Origin of the sequence: Rhizobium brockwellii, from assembly GCF_000769405.2 — a bacterium.
Lineage (GTDB): Bacteria > Pseudomonadota > Alphaproteobacteria > Rhizobiales > Rhizobiaceae > Rhizobium > Rhizobium brockwellii.
The window spans coordinates 144791-167329 of the sequence record NZ_CP053442.1 but is presented as its reverse complement, the minus strand read 5'-3'; the positions used below and the strand labels follow the sequence as shown (position 1 = coordinate 167329).

9 protein-coding genes are annotated in these 22539 nt (G+C 62.3%); 8 read left to right on the top strand and 1 reads right to left on the bottom strand.

What is annotated here, in order from left to right; translation table 11 throughout:
• The first annotated feature begins 340 nt into the window (after window positions 1-340).
• From RLCC275e_RS31115 to RLCC275e_RS31085, 7 genes are all read left to right on the top strand, one after another.
• Window positions 341-7366, top strand: coding sequence for a DUF4082 domain-containing protein (locus tag RLCC275e_RS31115; protein WP_171891376.1), 7026 nt, complete (start codon window positions 341-343; stop codon window positions 7364-7366).
• 102 nt (window positions 7367-7468) lie between these two features.
• Entirely contained in the window at window positions 7469-8653 is a 1185-nt protein-coding gene (locus tag RLCC275e_RS31110; protein ID WP_033184119.1) for a GTP-binding protein, read from the top strand.
• A gap of 319 nt (window positions 8654-8972) precedes the next feature.
• On the top strand, window positions 8973-14261 hold the full coding sequence (locus RLCC275e_RS31105) for a DUF4082 domain-containing protein (RefSeq protein ID WP_033183978.1): 5289 nt from the start codon (window positions 8973-8975) through the stop codon (window positions 14259-14261).
• Window positions 14262-14283: 22 nt separating this feature from the next.
• Window positions 14284-15495, top strand: a complete 1212-nt coding sequence (locus RLCC275e_RS31100; RefSeq protein WP_033183979.1) for a GTP-binding protein — start codon at window positions 14284-14286, stop codon at window positions 15493-15495.
• Window positions 15496-15571: 76 nt separating this feature from the next.
• The gene (locus RLCC275e_RS31095; protein WP_012760108.1) at window positions 15572-15880 is read left to right on the top strand and encodes a hypothetical protein; all 309 of its coding nucleotides are present in this window, start codon (window positions 15572-15574) and stop codon (window positions 15878-15880) included.
• Between the two features lie 96 nt (window positions 15881-15976).
• Window positions 15977-18121, top strand: coding sequence for a peptidase domain-containing ABC transporter (locus RLCC275e_RS31090; protein WP_033183980.1), 2145 nt, complete (start codon window positions 15977-15979; stop codon window positions 18119-18121).
• Window positions 18118-19548 (top strand): HlyD family type I secretion periplasmic adaptor subunit, encoded by a 1431-nt coding sequence (locus RLCC275e_RS31085; protein WP_033183981.1) that lies wholly within the window; start codon window positions 18118-18120, stop codon window positions 19546-19548. Before RLCC275e_RS31090 ends, RLCC275e_RS31085 begins: the two co-directional genes overlap by 4 nt.
• Before the next feature lie 347 nt (window positions 19549-19895).
• On the opposite strand, the gene RLCC275e_RS31080 is transcribed toward RLCC275e_RS31085, so the two are convergent.
• Entirely contained in the window at window positions 19896-21191 is a 1296-nt protein-coding gene (locus tag RLCC275e_RS31080; RefSeq protein ID WP_033183982.1) for an epoxide hydrolase family protein, read from the bottom strand.
• A gap of 374 nt (window positions 21192-21565) precedes the next feature.
• Between RLCC275e_RS31080 and RLCC275e_RS31075 the strand changes: the two genes are divergently transcribed.
• On the top strand, window positions 21566-22498 hold the full coding sequence (locus RLCC275e_RS31075; protein ID WP_033184120.1) for a LysR family transcriptional regulator: 933 nt from the start codon (window positions 21566-21568) through the stop codon (window positions 22496-22498).
• The last annotated feature ends 41 nt before the right edge of the window (window positions 22499-22539 follow it).

Genomic DNA, 22539 nt, shown 5'->3' with positions numbered 1-22539 from the left:
AATCAATAGGTTCTTCACGCAGAAATAGGCGCGCTCGCTTCGGTAAAGTGCAACCCCTCCGGCAGCGCCTTCATGCTCGGGATCGTCGATTTTACCGCACGATGGCCGGCTGCTTCGCCACCTCTGCGGCTTCGAGCCTTGCCCAAGAAGCCGCGAATCTCTGCCCTCGCGCATCTGTTCCATCGCGTGGGCGACACAACACGGCCGGCTGCCCAAAGGATGCCGCCTGTAGAGCGAAAGGCGTAGGATATACTCGCTCAGTTTTCGACTACAATTCAGGGCCGCGTATCGAACGGTCCTCATAGATTCGATCCTGAAAATCTCGCGAGAGGTGCCTACCATGTATCGCAACGCTCGTCGGTGGACCTCGCGTTCACTCCTGGTTGATTCGTTGGTCTCCCGATGGTTGACTGCCGGCGGAGAGCCAAGGCCACGCAAACCTGGCGAAAGGCGCGAGGATAGTGCTCAACTTGCGGCATCCGTGCAAACTGCGGATGGAAACAAGTATGGTACCCTTGCCGACAATCCCCACAACAACGCGGCGCTCGACGAGCATGACGCTGAACATAGAGTGAGCGTGATCGGCGACCCGGACGGTCGGGCCGATATCACCCGCGTATCGCCGCCCTTGCCTGACGCTTTCACAACGATAAGCGAAATGGGAATTCGACACGATGAGATAGCCGCGTCTCTGTTGCCCGCCCATACGCCTGGTTTTGCAGGTTTCGAGCGGAACGCGAAAGGAGTTGCATTTGGGGCTCAACCGTCCCTTTATCACGCCGGCGCTGGAATGAGCCTCATAGGCGACGATCCTCTGGCTTCCTATCTGTCGCAAAGTCCTGCACCGTCAGTTTCGGGGCAAGGTTCTGCTGCGGTGACGGGCGAGCGTGCGCACTCGGGTAAAGTCGTCATTCTCGAATCGAGCCCGTCAGCGCAGGCGACTGCGCAGCATGCTGGCGCTAATTCGCTGGCATTTGGCATGCCCTTTGGTGTGTGCGGATGCGGCTACTATACCTCCCCTACGCGGATTCTCGATTGGGCCCATGGCGGCTCCATGCTTCAACCGGACGGTCAATTGCCGGGGACCAGGCTGACCGAGGGACCGGACTATGCAGCGACGATCAAGCGGGCCATCGGCGCCTCGGTCAGCGATCCTCTTCTCGATCGCAATTTGTCCCCTCTCTCGGGCTGGCGCGGGACCGCAACGTGGACGGATTCGACGATCTTGAACGGATCGTTGCCCGGTGGCGGAGAAATCGGAACGGGAACGGGCACAACCAAAGGTATAGGTTCCCTTTCCGGCTCTGTGACGACGCCACCTTCCACACAGCGGTCGCTGACAACGCAAAATCTGTCGGCCGCTGCGGCGGCGGCCAGCAACGCGATCGTCCTGGAAAACCAGAAGCAGGGTAATCCAGAGAGCGAGTGGGGCATCGACGGTGCGGGTAGCACCAACATCGAAGGGTTTGCGACCGACATCAGCGTCGACAACGGCAAGACGGTCAGCTTCAAGATCAATACCAATTCCAACAACTACCGGATCGACATCTATCGGCTCGGCTATTATGGCGGCATGGGCGCGCGCAAGGTCGCGACCATGCAGCATACCGGAGTGCAGAATCAACCAAGTCCGTTGCGCAATGCCACAACCGGCACGGTGGATGCCGGCAACTGGGCCGTTTCGGCGTCGTGGACCGTACCTGATGATGCCGTCTCGGGCGTCTATATCGCTAAGCTCGTGCGACAGGATGGCACCTCCGGCGAGAATCAGATCCCGTTCATCGTGCGGGATGACGATAGCCACAGCGACATCGTTTTCCAGACTGCCGACGAGACCTGGCAAGCTTATAACGGCTGGGGTGGCGCTAACTTCTATGGCGGCAACGGTCCGGCGACAGGGCAGGGGGCGGGGCGGGCCTATGCGGTCAGCTACAACAGGCCGATCGCGACCCGCGGCGGGGTCGGCACCTATGCCGGTCCGCAGGATTACCTATTCGGCGCCGAATATGCCGGCATCTACTGGCTGGAACAGAACGGCTATGACGTTTCCTACATGTCGGGTGTGGACGTCGACCGTTATGGCAGCCTGTTGCTCAATCACAAAACCTATGTTGATGCCGGGCATGACGAATACTGGTCTGGACAGCAGCGGACCAATGTCGAAGCCGCGCGCGATGCAGGCGTCAACCTGATGTTCTGGAGCGGTAACGAGGTCTATTGGCGGACCCGTTGGGGCAATGCCTACAGCGCCGACGGCACGCCCTATCGCACGCTCATCTCCTACAAGGAGACGTGGGCACCCGGTACCAGCATCGACCCTTCCAACGAATGGACAGGCACCTTCCGCGACCCGCGCCTCAGCCCACCTGCCGTGGGCGGCGGAAACCCGGAAAACTCACTGACCGGACAGTTGTTCAAGGTCGACGATGTCGGCAACAATCTCGCCGCGATCACAGTCGGATATGACGACGCCAACCTGCGCTTCTGGCGCAATACGAGCGTTGCCAATCTTCAGCCTGGCCAGACGGCAACACTTACCAAGAACTATCTTGGTTACGAATGGGACGAAGCGACCGATAACGGCTTCGATCCGGCTGGCCTTGTCAAGCTGTCGTCGACGACGCTTCCGGTCAGCACCTACTTGCTCGATTACGGAAATACCACCGGCAGTGCGACCGCGACCCACAATCTGACGCTCTATCGTGCGCCGAGCGGTGCACTGGTGTTCGGCGCCGGTACCGTCTACTGGACATGGGGTTTGAGCGACAATCACGACAATCAGGCGACCCCGACCGATCCTCGCGTGCAGCAGGCGATGGTCAATCTGCTCGCCGACATGGGCATTCAGCCGGGAACACTGCAATCCGGACTCGTCGCCACAACCGGTTCCACGGATCATGTTGCACCGACCTCCGTCATCACGGTACCCGCGACAGCGGCCGTTGGATCCACTGTGACGATTACGGGTACCGCTGCCGACACGGGCGGCGGTGTCATCGCCGGCGTCGAAGTTTCCACCGACAACGGGGCGAGCTGGCATCCGGCGACAGGCGATGAGAACTGGACTTATACTTGGTCGCCGCAGACCGCGGGCACCTACACAATCCGGTCTCGCGCCGTCGACGATAACATCAACCTCGAAACACCCTCAGTGGGGCGAACGGTCACCGTCACCGGACCGACTTACACGTCTCTCTTCGGTTCGGCGACGCCAGCGGTCGTCAACACCGGCGATACCTCCGCTGTTGAACTCGGGGTCAAATTCCAGACCTCTGCGGCAGGCACCGTCACCGGCATTCGTTTCTACAAGGGCAGCCAGGACACGGGCACGCATACCGGTTCATTGTGGTCGAGCACCGGCACGCGGCTTGCAACCCTCACCTTCACGAACGAGAGCGCCAGCGGCTGGCAGATCGCCTATTTCACCAGTCCGGTGGCGCTGACGGCCGGACAAACCTACACAGCGTCTTACCACACGAATACCGGTCACTATTCGACAACCGCCGACTACTTCATCTCCAATGTGACGAGTGGGCCGCTGACGGCGCCGGCTAGCGGCAACGGTGTATACACTTATGGCAGCGCCAGCCTGTATCCCACGAGCACCTTCCAGTCGACGAACTATTGGGTGGATGTGATGTTTACCACGTCGGCCTCGAACACGACGCCGACGGCGGTTGCGGATGCGGGGGATGCGACGGAGAAGGGTGGCGTGGCCAACGGTTCGGGCGGCGTGGTTGCGAGCGGCAATGTGCTGACCAACGACACCGATGCGGATGCCGGTGACACCAAGACCGTCACCGCGGTCGTCTTTGGTGCGACATCAGGCACGCTCGGCACCGCACTGAACGGCACCTATGGCAGTCTCGTGCTCAGCGCATCGGGCGTCTATTCCTATGCCGTCAACGAGAGCAATACCGCCGTCCAGGCGCTGCGCCAGTCGACCAACACGCTGAGCGATGTCTTCAGCTATACGATGCGCGATGCCGCCGGCGCCACGGCCACGGCAAGTCTCACCGTCACCATCCATGGCGCCAATGACGCGCCGGTGCTGGCCGTCCAGACGGCTGGCCAGAACGCCACCGTCGGCTCTGCCTTCTCATTCGTACTGCCGACGACGACCTTCACCGATGTCGACAGCGGTGAAACGCTGGCCTACACGGCAACGGCTGCCGATGGCACGGCGCTGCCCACCTGGCTGAGCTTCAATGCCACGACAAGGACCTTCTCCGGCACGCCGACGACATCAGGCACCTATGGCGTCAAGGTGACGGCGACAGACCTTGGCGGCCTTGCGGCCAACGAGAGCTTCAACATCGCCGTGTCGACGCCTGGCAACACGCCGCCGACGGCAGTTGCCGATGTGGGGGATGCGACCGAGAAGGGCGGGGTCGCCAACGGTTCGGGTGGCGTGGTTGCCAGCGGCAACGTGCTGACCAACGATACCGATCCGAATGCCGGTGACACCAAGACCGTCACCGCGGTCGGCTTCGGCGCGACCTCAGGCACGCTCGGCACCGCACTGAACGGCACCTATGGCAGTCTCGTGCTCAGTGCATCGGGCGTCTATAGCTATGCCATCAACGAGGCCAGCGCCGCCGTCCAGGCGCTGCGCCAGTCGACCAACACGCTGAGCGATGTCTTCAGCTATACGATGCGCGACACTGGTGGTGCCACGGCCACGGCAAGCCTCACCGTCACCATCCATGGCGCCAATGACGCGCCGGTGCTCGCCGTCCAGACGGCTGGCCAGAACGCCACCGTCGGCTCTGCCTTCTCCTTCGTACTGCCGACGACGACCTTCACCGATGTCGACAGCGGTGAAACGCTGGCCTACACGGCAACGGCTGCCGATGGCACGGCCCTGCCTGCCTGGCTCGCCTTCAACGCCACGACGCGGACCTTCTCCGGCACGCCGACGACATCAGGCACCTACGGCGTCAAGGTGACGGCAACCGACCTTGGCGGCCTTGCCGCCAACGAGAACTTCAACATCACTGCAACAGCGGCGCCTGTGACCTACAGCCTGTTCAACGCCTCCAGCACGCCGACCCAGACGAACCTCAACGATGGTCAGCAGCTCGAGGTCGGCGTCAAGTTCCAGTCGAACGTTGTCGGTGATGTCACCGGCATCAAGTTCTATCGCAGCGCCAACGACAACGGCCAGAACGTCGTCGACCTGTGGACCACGACGGGTACCAAGCTCGCCACCGCCACCTTCACCAACACCACGGCGAGCGGCTGGCAGACGGTGAACTTCACAACACCCGTCACCATTGCCGCCAATACAACCTATGTCGCCTCCTACCACACAACCGGTGCGTACGTGGCAACCGACAATTTCTTTACCACCACAGTGACCAGCGGCCCGCTGACCGCGTCAACCAGCGGCAACGGCGTATACATTTATGGCGGCTCCGCTACCGCAGGCATTTTCCCGAATGCCACCTACAACGCCGCCAATTACTATGCCGATGTGGTCTTCCGTCCGGCATCGACAACACCGAACACGACGCCGACGGCGGTTGCGGATGCGGGGGATGCGACGGAGAAGGGTGGCGTGGCCAACGGTTCGGGCGGCGTGGTTGCGAGCGGCAATGTGCTGACCAACGACACCGATGCGGATGCCGGTGACACCAAGACCGTCACCGCGGTCGTCTTTGGTGCGACATCAGGCACGCTCGGCACCGCACTGAACGGCACCTATGGCAGTCTCGTGCTCAGTGCATCGGGCGTCTATAGCTATGCCATCAACGAGGCCAGCGCCGCCGTCCAGGCGCTGCGCCAGTCGACCAACACGCTGAGCGATGTCTTCAGCTATACGATGCGCGACACTGGTGGTGCCACGGCCACGGCAAGCCTCACCGTCACCATCCATGGCGCCAATGACGCGCCGGTGCTCGCCGTCCAGACGGCTGGCCAGAACGCCACCGTCGGCTCTGCCTTCTCATTCGTACTGCCGACGACGACCTTCACCGATGTCGACAGCGGTGAAACGCTGGCCTACACGGCAACGGCTGCCGATGGCACGGCGCTGCCCACCTGGCTGAGCTTCAATGCCACGACAAGGACCTTCTCCGGCACGCCGACGACATCAGGCACCTATGGCGTCAAGGTGACGGCGACAGACCTTGGCGGCCTTGCGGCCAACGAGAGCTTCAACATCGCCGTGTCGACGCCTGGCAACACGCCGCCGACGGCAGTTGCCGATGTGGGGGATGCGACCGAGAAGGGCGGGGTCGCCAACGGTTCGGGTGGCGTGGTTGCCAGCGGCAACGTGCTGACCAACGATACCGATCCGAATGCCGGTGACACCAAGACCGTCACCGCGGTCGGCTTCGGCGCGACCTCAGGCACGCTCGGCACCGCACTGAACGGCACCTATGGCAGTCTCGTGCTCAGTGCATCGGGCGTCTATAGCTATGCCATCAACGAGGCCAGCGCCGCCGTCCAGGCGCTGCGCCAGTCGACCAACACGCTGAGCGATGTCTTCAGCTATACGATGCGCGACACTGGTGGTGCCACGGCCACGGCAAGCCTCACCGTCACCATCCATGGCGCCAATGACGCGCCGGTGCTCGCCGTCCAGACGGCTGGCCAGAACGCCACCGTCGGCTCTGCCTTCTCCTTCGTACTGCCGACGACGACCTTCACCGATGTCGACAGCGGTGAAACGCTGGCCTACACGGCAACGGCTGCCGATGGCACGGCCCTGCCTGCCTGGCTCGCCTTCAACGCCACGACGCGGACCTTCTCCGGCACGCCGACGACATCAGGCACCTACGGCGTCAAGGTGACGGCGACAGACCTTGGCGGCCTTGCCGCCAACGAGAACTTCAACATCACTGCAACAGCGGCGCCTGTGACCTACAGCCTGTTCAACGCCTCCAGCACGCCGACCCAGACGAACCTCAACGATGGTCAGCAGCTCGAGGTCGGCGTCAAGTTCCAGTCGAACGTTGTCGGTGATGTCACCGGCATCAAGTTCTATCGCAGCGCCAACGACAACGGCCAGAACGTCGTCGACCTGTGGACCACGACGGGTACCAAGCTCGCCACCGCCACCTTCACCAACACCACGGCGAGCGGCTGGCAAACGGTGAACTTCACAACCCCGGTCACGATCGCCGCCAATACCAATTATATCGCCTCCTACCACACCACGGGCGCGTACGTGGCAACCGATGGCTTCTTCGCCAATGCCGTCACAAACGGTCCGTTAACGGCCCAATCAAGTGCCGTCGCCGGTGGCAACGGTGTCTATGGGTATGGCGGATCTGCCACCGCAGGTCTCTTCCCGACCAACTCCTTCGATTCAGCGAATTACTATGCCGACGTTGTCTTTCGGCCGCAGCTCGTCGGATGAAGAAAAGGACAAGGTTACGGGCCGGTTTCGAATGAGGCTCATACGACACAAATGCTGGTCGCAGCGAAGGGCGCTTCGACCGCCCGCATTCAAGGAATGCCGATGAACAAGTTCGAGCGGCTCCCGGTAACCGTGTTGGCCGGCTTCCTTGGCGCTGGTAAGACGACGCTCCTCAGCCACGTCCTGAACAACCGTCAGGGCCTGCGGGTCGCTGTCATTGTCAACGATATGAGCGAAGTGAACATAGACGCTAGTCTCATTCGGGACGGCGGCTGCAACCTGTCGCATACGACGGAGACATTGATCGAGCTCAGCAATGGCTGCATATGCTGTACCCTGCGCAACGACCTCCTGACGGAAGTACGGCGACTGGCCGAAGAGCGGCGATACGACTATCTGTTGATCGAAGGCACCGGCATTGCCGAGCCATGCCCCATCGCTGCAACCTTTTCCTTCCGCGACGAGAACGGCGTCTCGCTCGCCGATTTTGCCAGCCTCGACACGATGGTCACCGTGGTCGACGCTGCAAACCTGTTGGCCGACTACAGCAGTGCCGATCTGCTTGCCGACCGCGGCCTGCAGCGCGACGGCGAGGACCGGCGCACACTCATCGACCTGCTGGTGGATCAGATCGAGTTTGCCGATGTTGTCGTGATCAACAAGATCTCGGACGCGACCGAAGAGATCCGCGCGGAAGTCCGCAAGATAGTTGCTGCGCTCAACCCGGATGCGCGCCAGGTGGAGACGGATTTCGGCAAGGTTTCTCTGGCAACCATCCTGAGTACGGGCCTCTTCGATGAAGCAAAGGCCGCCGCGCACCCGTTGTGGCACAAGGAACTGTACAGTCCGGGCGACCATGTTCCGGAGACGGAGGAATACGGGGTAGCGAGCTTTGTCTATCGCACGAGGCGTCCCTTCGACCCCATGCGGTTTCGAGCGTTCCTGGACGAGCCCTGGCCGGGGGTGATGCGTGCCAAAGGCCATTTCTGGCTTGCCACGCGCCCGCGTCATGTGGGCGTAATGTCGGCTGCCGGCATCCAACGGCGCTGCGAGCCCATGGGGCTCTGGTGGGCAGCCGTGCCCCGGCAGGACTGGCCGAACCATCAGCAGTTTCGTCAGCATATCGAGAGCCGGTGGGACAGCGCTTGGGGCGACCGTCGGCAGGAGCTCGTGTTCATCGGTGTTGATATGGACGAAACAGGTGTGCGGACCGCACTGGACGGATGCCTCGCCAGCGCCGATCCGCGCGACTGGGCCACCCTCGAAGATCCGTTTCCGGCGTGGTAGCGCGGGGCGGCGCAGGACAACACTCGCGTTAACCGGCTCGACCAGCCGGACCGGCCCAGGATTCCTTTTCAACCAGCGTAAGCCACTTAGAGCGCCGCGCGTCCTTTCAGACGCGCTAAGGACGCTCTAACATTTTGAATGGGCGCATGCAGATTTGGTGCCTTGTCTGTCGGGTATGCGGGGAGGGTCATCATATCGGCGTAGGGGATACCTCCCTCATACCCCAGATTGCTGTCGTACGTTCCCTTGGCAAAGGTGCCAGAATGCACGTCTTCTATAACGGTCGAAGGGCCGGCCGACGCGGGAGGGGACGCCGCTAATGCGGAGAATTCATGTCAGTAATCGTGAGTACCTGAGTACATTTGGTGGAGCGTTGAGTATCTGTCGTACATCCTCTGCCTGGAGCGCAGTCCTTGGATCCGCGACGGTCGTTTCTTCGACAAGTACCGATGGTTCCCCAAGCTTTGCCAAACAGAGCAGCGCAACCGTGCAATCCTCCTTCACCGGCACGGTCACATCTTCCCTGATATCATCAGGCGACATGCAATCGTCCCCTGCATCGTCGTCGACCGCGATGCCGGCGCCTGCGGCCGAGGGCGGCGCGCAGGACACGTCCATGAAGACGGCGTCGGCTGCGACGGTCTTCCAGACGCCGTCCTCGACACCGCAACGCACCGTGCTTGGCCCGGATCCGTCCGAGGAGGCTGCGACACTGCCCGCTGCTCCCACGCTTACGGGTGTTACCAGCGACGCCGACACCGGCAGCGCCAAGACGGCGGCGGCGGTCAGTTCTTCCAGCAGCCTCGACACGGCTTCGTTGCGCCTTCAGGCGTCGATAGCATCCATCTCGGTGGAGCCGAGCCAGGACGTTTCCGCTGAGACAACTGCGGCCCCGACTGCACTGGCGACACCGCTGGCGGCGGCCGCGGCGGCGACGCCCAACAAGATCGCGCTCGAAAACCTGAAGCAGGGCAACCCGATCAGCGAATGGGGTCTTGAGGGCGACGGGGGCGGCACCATTCAGGGCTTCGCCACCGAAATCAGCACGAATATCGGCCAGACCGTCGATTTCAAGATCGCCACCGATTCCACCCACTACCGCATCGATATTTACCGCATTGGCTATTACGGTGGGGCCGGGGCGCGCAAGGTCGACTCGATCGAGCAATCGCTGACATCGGCGCAGATCCAGCCGCACCCGATTGTCGACATGTCGCTCGGCCTCATCGATTGCGGCAACTGGTCGGTCTCGGCGAGCTGGCAGATTCCGACGGACGCGGTCTCCGGCGTCTATTTCGCCAAGCTGGTGCGCGAGGATGGGACCGAGGATGCAAGCATCATCCCCTTCGTGGTGCGCGACGATGCCTCGACCAGCGATATCGTCTTCCAGACATCCGATACCACCTGGCAGGCCTATAATGCCTGGGGCGGCGCCAGCCTCTATTATGGCCAAGTCCCCGTCGATCCGGCCGACATGATCGGTTACCTGCCGCCGAACTGCAGCTGCGGACTGACCGCGATCGGCCGTGCCTCGGCCGTCAGCTACAACCGCCCGATCATCACCAATACCAGCCCGATCGGCGGCTCGCATGATTTCATCTTCGGCGTCGAGTCTTCGGCGATCCAGTGGCTGGAGCAGAACGGCTATGATGTTTCCTATATCTCCGGCGTCGATGCGACGCGCAGCGGCAGCCTGCTGCTGAACCATGATGCCTATCTCTCTGTCGGTCATGACGAATACTGGTCGGCCGAGCAGCGCGCCAATGTCGAGGCGGCCCGCGATGCGGGCGTGAACCTCGCCTTCTGGAGCGGCAACGAGTGCTACTGGAAGGTGCGCTGGGAAAGCAGCATCGACGGCAGCGGCCAAGCCTACCGCACGATGGTTTGCTATAAAGAAACCTGGGGCACGAGCACGGATCCGAGCACTACCGGCACTGGCACCTGGCGTGATCCGCGCTATGCCGATCCGGGGCAGGAGCCGGAAAATTCGCTGACCGGAACGATGTTCCAGGTGGACAGCTACCGTTCCGATACGATCACCATCCCCTACGACTATTCGAACCTGCGCTTCTGGCGCAACACCGATGTCGCCGAGCTGCAGGAAGGCGAGACCTATAATCTCGTGCAGAACCTGCTCGGCTACGAGTGGGATTCCGACGTCGAAAACGGCTTCCGGCCGGATGGCCTTATCAACCTGTCGCTCTCCTCCATCGCGGTCAGCACCTATCTGCGCGACTACGGCACGACGGTCGGCGATGCGGTGGCGACCCATAGCCTCACCATGTACCGGGCCGAAAGCGGCGCGCTCGTCTTCGGCGCCGGCACCGTCTTCTGGTCGTGGGGTCTGAACGCCAACCATCAGGGCCCGGAAACGCCCACCGATCCCAACGTGCAGCAGGCGATGGTCAACATGTTCGCGGACATGGGCATCCAGCCGACCACGCTCGACGCGAGCCTGATCCTCGCGACCCAATCGACCGACGCGTTGAAGCCGACCTCGTCGATCAGCTCGCCGATCATCGGTGCAAGCTTCGTCGAGGGGCAGCGCGTCACCATCACCGGCACGGCGCAGGATTTCGGCGGCGGCATCATTGCCGGCGTGGAAGTTTCGACCGACGGCGGCCAGCACTGGTTCAAGGCCACCGGCCGCGAGAGCTGGAGCTATAACTGGGTCGTCCAGGCGAGCGGCACCTATACGATCTTGTCGCGCGCCGTCGACGACAGCGTCAATCTGGAGGCACCATCGGCCGGCAAGCAGGTCACGGTTACCCTACCGGGCACACAGGGCCTGTGGACGCTGGCGGAAAAGCCTGCGGTCGAAGCGGCGGTCGATCCCAATCCGGTCGAGCTCGGCCTGCGCTTCCAGGCGACGACGGCAGGTTCGGTGCAGGGCATCCGCTTCTACAAAGGCTTCTACGATACCGGCGACCATGTCGTCAGCCTGTGGAGTGCCAACGGAACGTTGCTGGCGAGCGGCGTGTCGGTTGGCGAACCGCTCTCCGGCTGGCAGACGGTGATGTTCTCCTCGCCGATCCAGATTGCCGCCGGCACGACTTATGTGGCCTCCTATCACGGCAGCGGCTTCTACTCCGCCACCGAGAATTATTTCGGCAGCCCCTATGCTAGCGGCGCGCTGAAGGCCGTCGATGGCGGCGGCGTCTATGCCTATGGCGACAATGCCGGCACATTCCCCGGCCAGAGCCCCGGCACCGGCACCAACTATTGGGTCGACGTGGTCTTCGATGCCGGACCCAACAGCGCGCCGGTTGCAGCCGACGATACGGGGCTGACCATCACCCGCAACAACAGCGTCGTCATATCGATCGCCTCGCTCATCGGAAACGATGCCGATCCCAATGGCGATGCGATGACGATTTCGGCCGTCAGCAATGCCGTCAACGGAACGGTGACGCTCAATCGGCAGAACGGCACCGTCATCTTCACGCCGACCAACAATTATTCGGGGCCGGCAAGCTTCACCTATACGCTGTCGGACGGGCGCGGCGGCACGGATCAGGGCAACGTCAGCCTCACCGTAAACCAGGGCCCTGGCGGGGAAACGCTGTTTACATCAAGCGAAGGTCCGACGGGCGCAAGCTTCAACGAAGGTCAGTCGCTGGAACTCGGGATGAGGTTCGTCGCTTCGTCCAGCGGCATGATTACCGGCATCCGCTACTACAAGGCGGCCGGCGATGCCGGCGCCCATACCGGCTCCCTCTGGACGGCCGACGGCACGCTGGTCGCGACCGTCAGCTTCGCCGACAGCGGATCGGTGAACGGTTGGCAGACGGCGACATTCACCAATCCGGTGCATATCGCGGCCGGGACGACCTATGTCGCCTCCTACCACACGACAGGCTCCTATGTGGCGACAGCAGGCTATTTCACGTCCGCCCACACCAATGGGGCGCTGACGGCGCTCGCCGGCAGTAACGGCGTCTTCGGCGATGGCACGGGTTTCCCGACCTCCAGCTACCAGTCGTCGAACTACTGGGTGGATGTCGTCTACAACCAGACAAGCAATGCGGTGCCGTTCGCCGCCAATGACAATGGCTACACGACCTATTCCAATACGGCGCTGTCGATTTCCGCAGCCAGCCTGCTCGCAAACGACACCGATGCCGATGGCGACCCGCTCAGCATCACCGGCGTCAATGGCGCGGTCAACGGAACGGTGACCTTCGACAGCCAGACCAAGTCCGTCATTTTCACTCCGACAGCGGGTTATACGGGTGCGGCAAGCTTCTCCTATTCGATCTCGGACGGATATGGCGGCGCGGCGTCGGCCACGGTGAGCCTCACTGTCGGCACGCCGCCCGCGGGAGGCACGACGTCAAGCCTGTTCACCGGCGCCGACACGTCGGGCGTTGCCGCCGCCAATGATGCCAACTCGGTCGAACTCGGCGTCAAGTTCATCGCTTCCGCCAGCGGCCAGATCACCGGGCTCACCTATTACAGGAGCGCCCAAGATACCGGCACGCATGTCGGCTCGCTCTGGACAGTGAGCGGCCAGCTTCTGGCCCAGGCGACCTTCATCAACGAGACGGCGAGCGGCTGGCAGACGGTTTCCTTCACCCAGCCGATCAATGTTGCGGCCGGCGCCACCTATGTGGCGAGCTACCATTCGAACGGTTTCTATTCCGCAACGGCGAACTACTTCACGACGGACCATGCGAACGGCGCGCTGACGGCACCGTCGAGTGCTACGAGTGGCGGCAACGGTCTTTATGCCTATGGCTCGGGCAGCCTGTTCCCGACCGCTTCCTATAATGCGAGCAACTACTGGGTCGACGTGCTCTATCAGCAGGGCGGCGCGCAGAATGCGGTTCCGGTCGCCGCCAATGACAGCGGCTTGTCGACCAGTACCGGCACGCCGATTACCATCCAGGCCTCCATGCTCCTGGCAAACGACACCGATGCCGATGGCGATCCGCTTGCCATCACCAACGTCAGCGGCGCGGTCAATGGCTCGGTCGCCTACGACGCGCAGGCCCAGACGGTAACCTTCACGCCGACGGCAGGCTATTCGGGACCGGCGAGCTTTAGCTACGCGATTGCAGACGGCAATGGCGGCACGGCGTCGGCGCAGGTTGCGCTCACCATCAACGGCGGCCAGACGGGAGGGCCGGAGCAGAACCTCTTTGCCGCCGATGCGACGCCTTTAATCGTCTCCGTCAACGACAACCAGCCGGTTAATCTCGGCATGAAATTCCAGGCCGATACGGCAGGCTGGGTCACCGGCATCCGCTTCTACAAGGGGGCGGACAATACGGGCCCGCACAACGGCTATCTCTGGACCGCCTCGGGCACATTGCTCGGCAGCGTCACCTTCAACAATGAAACTGCAAGCGGCTGGCAGACTGCGATGCTCACGCAGCAGGTCGAGGTCGCCGCGGATACGACCTATGTCGTTTCCTACAGCACCAACGGCAATTATTCGGCGACCGGCAATTACTTCAGCGCCGATGTAACGAATGGCGACTTGACGGCGCTCAGCGGCAGTAACGGCGTCTATGCCTATGGGTCGAGCGGGTTATTCCCGAGCGCCAGCTATAACAGCACAAACTACTATGTGGACGTAGCATTCAGACCGCAGCTCGCGGCGTAAAAGAAGCGAGCGGGGAGTACCGATGATGAGTGCAGACAACAGACTTCCGGTGACGGTCCTTGCCGGTTTTCTTGGCGCCGGCAAGACGACGATCCTCAACCATGTCCTGCGCAATCGCGAGGGGCGCCGGGTCGCCGTCATCGTCAACGACATGAGCGAGGTGAATATCGATGCCGATCTGGTGCGCGACGGAGGCGCCAACCTGTCGCGGACGGACGAGACGCTGGTGGAGCTCACCAATGGCTGCATCTGCTGCACATTGCGCGACGATCTCCTGAACGAAGTGCGCCGCCTCGCCGCCGCCGGCCGCTTCGATTATCTGCTGATCGAAGGCACCGGGATCGCCGAGCCGCTACCGGTCGCAGCCACCTTCTCCTTCCGCGACGAGAGCGGGGCCGCCCTCTGCGATGTCGCGCGGCTCGACACGATGGTTTCCGTCGTCGATGCGGTCAATCTTCTGGCTGATTATGCGAGCGCGGAATTCCTGCGGGATCGCGGCGAGAGCCGGGACGGAGACGACGAGCGCAAGCTGGTGGAACTGCTCGTCGAGCAGATCGAGTTCGCCGATGTGGTGGTCATCAACAAGGCGCAGGATGTGCCGCCTGCAGCGCTTGCCGAGGTTCGCCGCATCGTTGCCGCACTCAACCCCGATGCCCGTGTCATCGAGACCGGCTTCGGCCGTCTGACACTCGACGCCATCCTGAATACCGGCCTCTTCAGCGAAGCCAGAGCTGCTCGCCATCCGCTGTGGCACAAAGAACTTTTCGGCTGGGGCGACCATGTGCCGGAGACGGAGGAATACGGTATTTCGAGCTTCGTCTATCGCGGCCGCCGGCCGTTCGATCCCTCCAGGTTGCGGGATTTTCTCGACAGGAAATGGCAGGGCCTCATCCGCGCGAAGGGCCATTTCTGGATGGCGACAAGGCCCGACGAGATCGGCCTGCTGTCGATTGCCGGCACGCAGTGCCGCATCGACACCAAAGGCTTCTGGTGGACGTCCGTGCCGAAGGCGCAATGGCCGCGTTATCCTCAATTCCGCCAGCTACTCGACCGGCATTGGGACGAGGTCTGGGGCGACCGCCGCCAGGAACTGGTCTTCATCGGCGCCGGCTTCGACGAGGAAGCCATCCGCACCGCGCTCGACGACTGCCTGACCGGTGAGGAGACAGGCTTCGATCCGCAGACCGCCGCCGGGCTTCGGGACCCGTTTCCGGCGTGGCAGCACGCACATTGAAATAGTTAGAGCGTCCTAATGGACGTAAGGCGCCCTAAGGTGAAGACGTTTTGATTATCAACCAGAGGAGAGAACTATGAGCAACGAACTCTATGCAGATGGCATCGGCGAAATCACCATCACGGGAACGATCGTGCGCATCGACCTGATGTCGCTCTCGGCCACTGATCGTGACGCCAACAACAATCCGAAGCCGGTTTTCCGCCAGCGCATCATCATGCCGGTCGACGCCTTCGCCAATGCGGTCGATCTCATGCAGAAGGCGCTTGGCGGCTTGGTCGAGTCGGGTGCGGTCCGTCGCATCGGCGATATGCCAGCTGCGGCGGCTGCCGATATTCAGACGGTGCAGGCCGGCGCTTCGAACGCCTCGCCGAACTTCAACTGATAAGACAGGTCTAGAGCGCCGTGCGTCCATTCGGACGCACAAAGACGCTCTACTTTTCAAATCGAAGCCTCGGTCTCGTATTGTTTCGGGTGGGCCATGAGTGGTTTTCTGCATACCAACCTGCACTGTCTTGCACTGGTCGCGCGTCATCACGGCGTCGATCTTGCTCCTGAACGATTGCAGCACGATTATGCCGTCGGCAACGATCCTGTTGCCATGCGGCAGCTGCTGCGCATGGCCAAGGATGCCGGCCTCAGGGCAAGGCATCTGACACTCGACTGGCGATCCCTGTTCCAACTCGGCGAGGCCTTCCCGGTGCTCGCAGAGCTGACGAACGGCAATTGGGTGGTCATCGCCGGCGCTGTCGGGAGCGGGGAGGATGAGAGAATCCGCGTACTCGACCCGCTGGCGTCACGCGCCGAGGTGATGATGCTCAGCGAAGAGCAGTTCGCCAAGGCCTGGCTCGGGTCGGTGATCCTGCTGAAGCGCAACTATCGCATGTCCGATGAGGACCGGCCCTTCGGCTTCCGCTGGTTCGTCCCCGAGATCATCAAGCAGCGCAGCTTCTTCCGAGACGTTGCGCTCGCCGCCTTCGTGCTCTACGGGCTGGGGCTGACGACGCCGATCTTCTTTCAGCTCGTCATCGACAAGGTGCTGGTGCATCAGAGCTATGCGACGCTGACGGTTCTGACGGCGGGCATCGCGATCGCGCTCGTCTTCGACGCGACCTTCACCTTCCTGCGCCGCTATTTGCTGCTCTATGCGACGAACAGGATCGACATCCGCGTCGCGACCCGCACCTTCGGCCATCTGCTCAACCTGCCGATCGCGCTCTTCGAGCATGCCTCGGCCGGCGTTCTCGTCAAGCATATGCAGCAGACCGGGCGCATCCGCGAATTCCTGACCGGCCGGCTGTTTCTCACGCTCCTGGATGGCGTTTCGCTGCTGGTCTTCGTGCCGATCTTGCTTCTTTACAGCGTCAAGCTGACGCTTGTCGTGCTCGGTTTCGCAGCCCTCGTCGGGCTCGTGGTGATGATGCTCGTCGGGCCGTTCCAGCGCCGGTTGCAGGCACTCTACCAGGCCGAAGGCGACCGGCAGGCATTGCTCGTGGAAACCGTGCATGGCATGCGCACCGTCAAATCGCTGGCGCTGGAGCCGCGCCAGCGCAAGGTGTGGGACGATTATTCGGCTCAGTCGATCTCCGTGCGTTTCCGGGTCGACAAGATCTCGACCATCGCCCAGGCGATGACCGGACTGCTGGAGAAGCTGATGAGCGTCGCGATCATCGGCCTCGGCGCGCTCGATGTCTTCAGCGGCGCGATGACGATCGGCGCGCTGGTCGCCTTCAACATGCTCGCCGGCCGGGTTTCGGGACCACTGGTGCAGATCGTCACAATGGTGCACGAATATCAGGAAGTCGCGCTCTCCGTGCGCATGCTCGGCGAGATCATGAACCAGCGGCCGGAGCAGGCGGGCCGCGGACGAGGTGTTCGGCCGCATCTGCAGGGCCGCATCGAATTCGACAGGGTCAGCTTCCGTTACGGCCCGGATAGCGCGCCGGCGCTCGATAATGTCTCCTTTGCCATTCCGGCGGGCTGCCTCTTCGGCGTGGTCGGCAAGAGCGGCTCGGGCAAGACGACGATCACAAGGCTCATCCAGGGGCTCTATCAGAGCCAGGAAGGCCTCGTGCGCATGGATGGCTATGACAGCCGCGAGATCGACCTCGTGCATCTGAGAACGAGCATCGGCGTCGTGCTGCAGGATAGTTTCCTGTTTCGCGGCTCGGTGCGCGAAAATATTGCCGCCGCCAAGCCCGATGCCAGCATCGAGGAGATCATGGAAGTTGCCCGCATCGCCGGCGCCGAGGAGTTCATCGAGCGCCTGCCGCGCGGCTTTGACACGATGCTGGAGGAAAACGCCTCCAACCTGTCAGGCGGCCAGAAGCAGCGGCTTGCCATTGCCCGCGCGCTTATCACCGATCCGAAGCTGTTGATCTTCGACGAGGCGACGAGCGCGCTCGACCCCGACAGTGAGGCGATCATCCGCGATAATCTGAGCCGCATCGCCGCCGGCCGCACCGTCATCATCGTATCCCACCGGCTTTCGACGCTCGTCGATGCCGATGCCATTCTCGTCATCGAGCGTGGCAAGGTTGCCGATATCGGCCGGCATGATCAGCTTGTATCGCGCTGCATGACCTATCGCCAACTATGGTCCCAGCAGATGAGGCAGGTTGCATGAACGCGCACATCAGAAAACCCAGCGAGAACCTGCCGGTCCCTTCAGGCAATGGCCCTTCAGACAAGGCGCCCTCAGACGGGGGAAGGCAACTGACGGCCCGCCCGCCGCTGCCGCCGGCAATTGCGGAATTCCAATCCGATGCCGTCGAGCTCGAGGAACGTGCGCCGCCCAGAGTTGCACGCATGACGCTCTATTGCGTAACCGCGCTGATTGCTTCGGCGATCATCTGGGCCTCGGTCTCGTCGATCGACGAGGTGGTGATCGCGCCTGGCAAGCTCGTCACCACCCAGCCGACCATCGTCGTCCAGCCGCTCGAAACCTCGATCATCCGCACCATCGAGGTGAAGGCCGGCGAAGTGGTGCATGCCGGCCAGACGCTCGCCACCCTCGACGCCACTTTCAGCCAGGCCGATGTCGACCAGCAGCAGGCGAAGTTCTCCGCGCTCGACGCCCAGGTGAGGCGCATCGAGGCCGAGCTTGCCGGCGACGATTACACGGCGGCAGGTACGCCCGACCAGATGCTGCAAGCGCAGCTCTTCGGCCAACGACGGGCCTTCTACGTGGCGCAGCTGCAGAATTTCGAGCAACAGATAGCCGGCCAGTCGGCCGCTCTTGCGGCGAGCAAGAACCAGGAGGCTGTGCTCAATGACAGGCGCGATGGGCTCTCGCAGATCGAGGCGGCGCGGGAGCGGCTCTATAATAAGCAGAGCGGCTCGCTGATCACGCTGCTCGGCTCGCGCGATGCCCGCCTCGACGTCGAATCCGATCTGACGGCCGTTCGCGGCCGGGCCGACGAGGCCGCACACGCCTATGCCAAGCTGAGGGCCGACCGGCAGGCCTTCATCGAGGATTTCCGCCGGGCGGCGATGGAGCAATTGGTGGAGCTGCGCGGCCAGCGTGACATGGCGGACGAGGAACTCAAGAAGATGGCACTGCGCCGCAACATGGTCGTGCTGACGGCGCCGGCCGATTCCGTCGTGCTCGACCTGGCGCAGCGCTCGGTCGGTTCGGTGGTGCGGGAGGCGGAGCCGGTGGTCACACTCGTGCCCATTAACGTGCCGCTGGAAGCGGAAGTCTCGATCAACACGCGTGATATCGGCCGGGTGGCCGTCGGCAAGGAAGCCCGTATCAAGCTCGATGCCTATCCGTTCCAGAAATACGGCACCGCGACAGGCGAGGTGAGGACCATCAGCCAGGACACCTTCCTCACGGGCCAGCAGGAGGCCGCCACCAGCCAGCCGGCCGCCCCCTTCTTCAAGGCGCGGATCCTGCTTGCCGATACACGGCTGAATGCCACGGACGTGCCGGTGCGGCTGCTTCCCGGCATGACTGTGACCACGGAAATCAAGGTCGGCAACCGTACGGTGATCTCCTATTTTCTGTATCCGCTGCTACGTGGCCTCGACAACGCAATACGCGAGCCGTAGGACGCGGCGGACTAGTTCGCTCCGGCGATCCCAAGCGAGCTTCGAGGCAGATACTTCGTATCCCATGGCTGCGGCCTGGCCCGCCTCGCATAGCGGTCAAGTCGGGTTTTCCCCCGGCTTTCGGCGGCTGCCCGAGGAGGCGCGAGAGCATCGACGCCGCACCACTCGTCCCGATCCTATCCAGCAGCCGGCGAACCTGTCGTGTGCTTAACTCCGAAACACGCGCCGCCGAGACCAGTGTCGTTCGGCCATCTGGTGTGGCCTCCGGACTGACATCAGGTCCGAAGGCCATTCTGCTTGAGACTAGGGCGTCAACTTTGCGCGTCTAAAGACCGTGCCATCCAGCGTCAGATCTGATCCCGTAGCGGCGCGAACGAAGCGCGAAGTTCGGAGGTGAACAGTTCGGGCTGCTCCCACGCGGCGAAGTGCCCGCCTTTCGACAGTCGGTTGTAGTGGATCAGATTAGGATAGGCCATTTCAGCCCAGCTTTGCGGCGCCTGGTAGATTTCGTCCGGGAAGGCGCTGACAGCGACCGGAATCTTGATTCCGCGCGGATCGAAGAAGCCACCCGTCGGGTGGTGGGCGTTGTCCCAGTAGAGACGGCCCGAGGAGATCGCCGTGTTCGTCAGCCAGTAGAGCGTGACGTTGTCCAGTACATCGTCGGGCGACAGTCCCTCCTTCTCTCCGTCGATGGATCGGGCGATCATCCGGTAGCTGCGGATGTCATGGTCGAGCATCCAGGCGGCGAGGCCGATCGGCGAGTCGGCAATGCCGTAAAGGGTCTGGGGGCGATTGTTCATCTCGATTGCGTAACCAAGGCCATTTTGGTTGAAATCGACGAGTTGGTCCCAAGCACGCTTCTCGTCCGGACCGAGGCCGACAGGCGGGGCGCCCGTTGCGAGTGCCTTCGAGATTTCCGCAGGCACCGTCGCCGCCATGTTGGTATGGATGCCGAGAAGTCCCTTGGGTTGCTGCACCGCCATCAATTCGGTTACGGCATTACCCCAGTCGCCTCCTTGAGCGACATATTTGTTGTAACCGAGACGCTCCATGAGGGCCGCCCAAGCCTTTGCGATGCGCGGTGGGTTCCAACCTGTTTGACGGGGCTTTCCCGAGAACCCGTACCCTGGCAGCGACGGGATGACCACGTGGAAGGCGTCGGCTTCGGTGCCGCCGTGGGACGTCGGATCAGTCAGCGGCTCGATGATCTTTAACTGCTCGATGATAGAGCCTGGCCAGCCATGGGTGATGATGATCGGCAGCGCATTTGCGTGCTTCGACTTGACGTGGATGAAATGGATGTCGAGGCCGTCGATCTCCGTGATGAACTGCGGGAAGGCGTTAAGCCGGGCCTCGACCTTGCGCCAGTTGTGGCTTTTCCAATGCTTGGCGAGCTTCTTGATTGTGTCGAGCCTGACACCCTGACTGTCGTCCGTAACGTTCTCCTCGTCCGGCCAGCGGGTGGCAGCAACGCGGCGATGAAGATCGACGAGCTGGTCCTCGGTCGCGATGAACTTGAAGGGTCGGAGAGCGGGTAATGCACCGGTGGCTGCGAACGCTTCGGGAATCATCCCGATAGCGCTCGCGGACGCAGCGACCGCAAGCAGTGTTCGACGGGTGACATTCGGCTGTACGTGGGACATGGCGTCCTCCTTGCTTGTGCGCCTTATTCGACAAGGAGGAAGGTCGCACCAAAGGAGCCTTGCAACTATTGCACCAAGGTATGGCCGACACCTTGGTATCGGACGGCCGTTCCAACGTCCCGGCTCGACTGCTGTGTGGAAATCGATTTGTTGAAGTTGAACGCGGTCGCCGTTGACTTGGCGGAGGGGGCTTGACGGCCCGATCATCAACTCGCTTTTTTAGCCCGGCCAGAATGAGCGGATCCGGCGGCGAGTCGATTGTACGATGGTATCGGACCAAGAGGGTCGCGCATCATCCTGCTTTTCGCGTAGAAGACCATGACGAGCAACTGCGCGCGCGTCATCGAAGATCTACCGTGCGTCAGGAGTGGATGATGGATCGTATAGATGCAATGAAGGTCTTTGTCACCGCAGTCGAAGAAGGCAGCTTGGCGGGCGCTGCTCGCAAGCTGAAGCGATCCCCGACGGCGATCAGCCGAGCATTGGGTCTGCTTGAACAACATGTTGGCGTAGAACTACTTCACCGGACGACGCGAAGTCTGAAGCTCAGCGAAGCGGGCCAGCGGTACGTCGAAGCCTGCCGGAGGGTGCTGGTCGATCTCGAGGAGGCCGACATGGTCGCAGGTTCGGAGCGATCCTCGCCTCGTGGGACGCTGACCATCTCCGCACCGCCCATTTTGGGCGAGGAGGTGCTGCGGCCTATTCTCGACGCCTTCCTAAGGGATCATTCAAGCGTCTCAGTTCGGCTTCTGATGCTCGATCGCTTCGTGAACCTGGTCGACGAAGGCGTGGACGCTGCGCTTCGAATCGGCAACCTCACGGACTCGTCGCACATCGCCACCCGCATCGGTGGCGATGTGCGGCGCGTGGTGGTGGCCGCCCCGCAATACCTCGAAAGTCATCCCGCAATCGATGAGCTTTCCGATCTAACCAAACACGACCTCATCGCCTTCTCGAATTTCGGTCTCGAATCCTGGAGCTTTGCGCCAACCGAGGGTTCTTCCGTCCCGAGGACCGTCCACTTCGCTCCCCGTTACCTTGTCAACAGTGTTCGGGCCGCCGCGGCATCGGCGGCGGAGGGAATGGGCGTGACGCGTCTCTATTCCTACCATGTCGCTGAATACGTCCGCGCCGGCCATCTGAGGATCATTCTTTCGCACGCCGAGCCACCTGCGTTGCCCGTTCATATCCTGACCCCTCAGGGCCGTGCAGCCGTTCCCAAGGTGCGAACATTCATTGACTTTGCGGTACCGCGTCTACGGGCGGAACTTGGACGCATCGCGGCGGAGTCCGGCAGCCTTGTGTAACTATGCCGAATAGCGGCTGGGTGTCTCCAGGGAGTGACAAT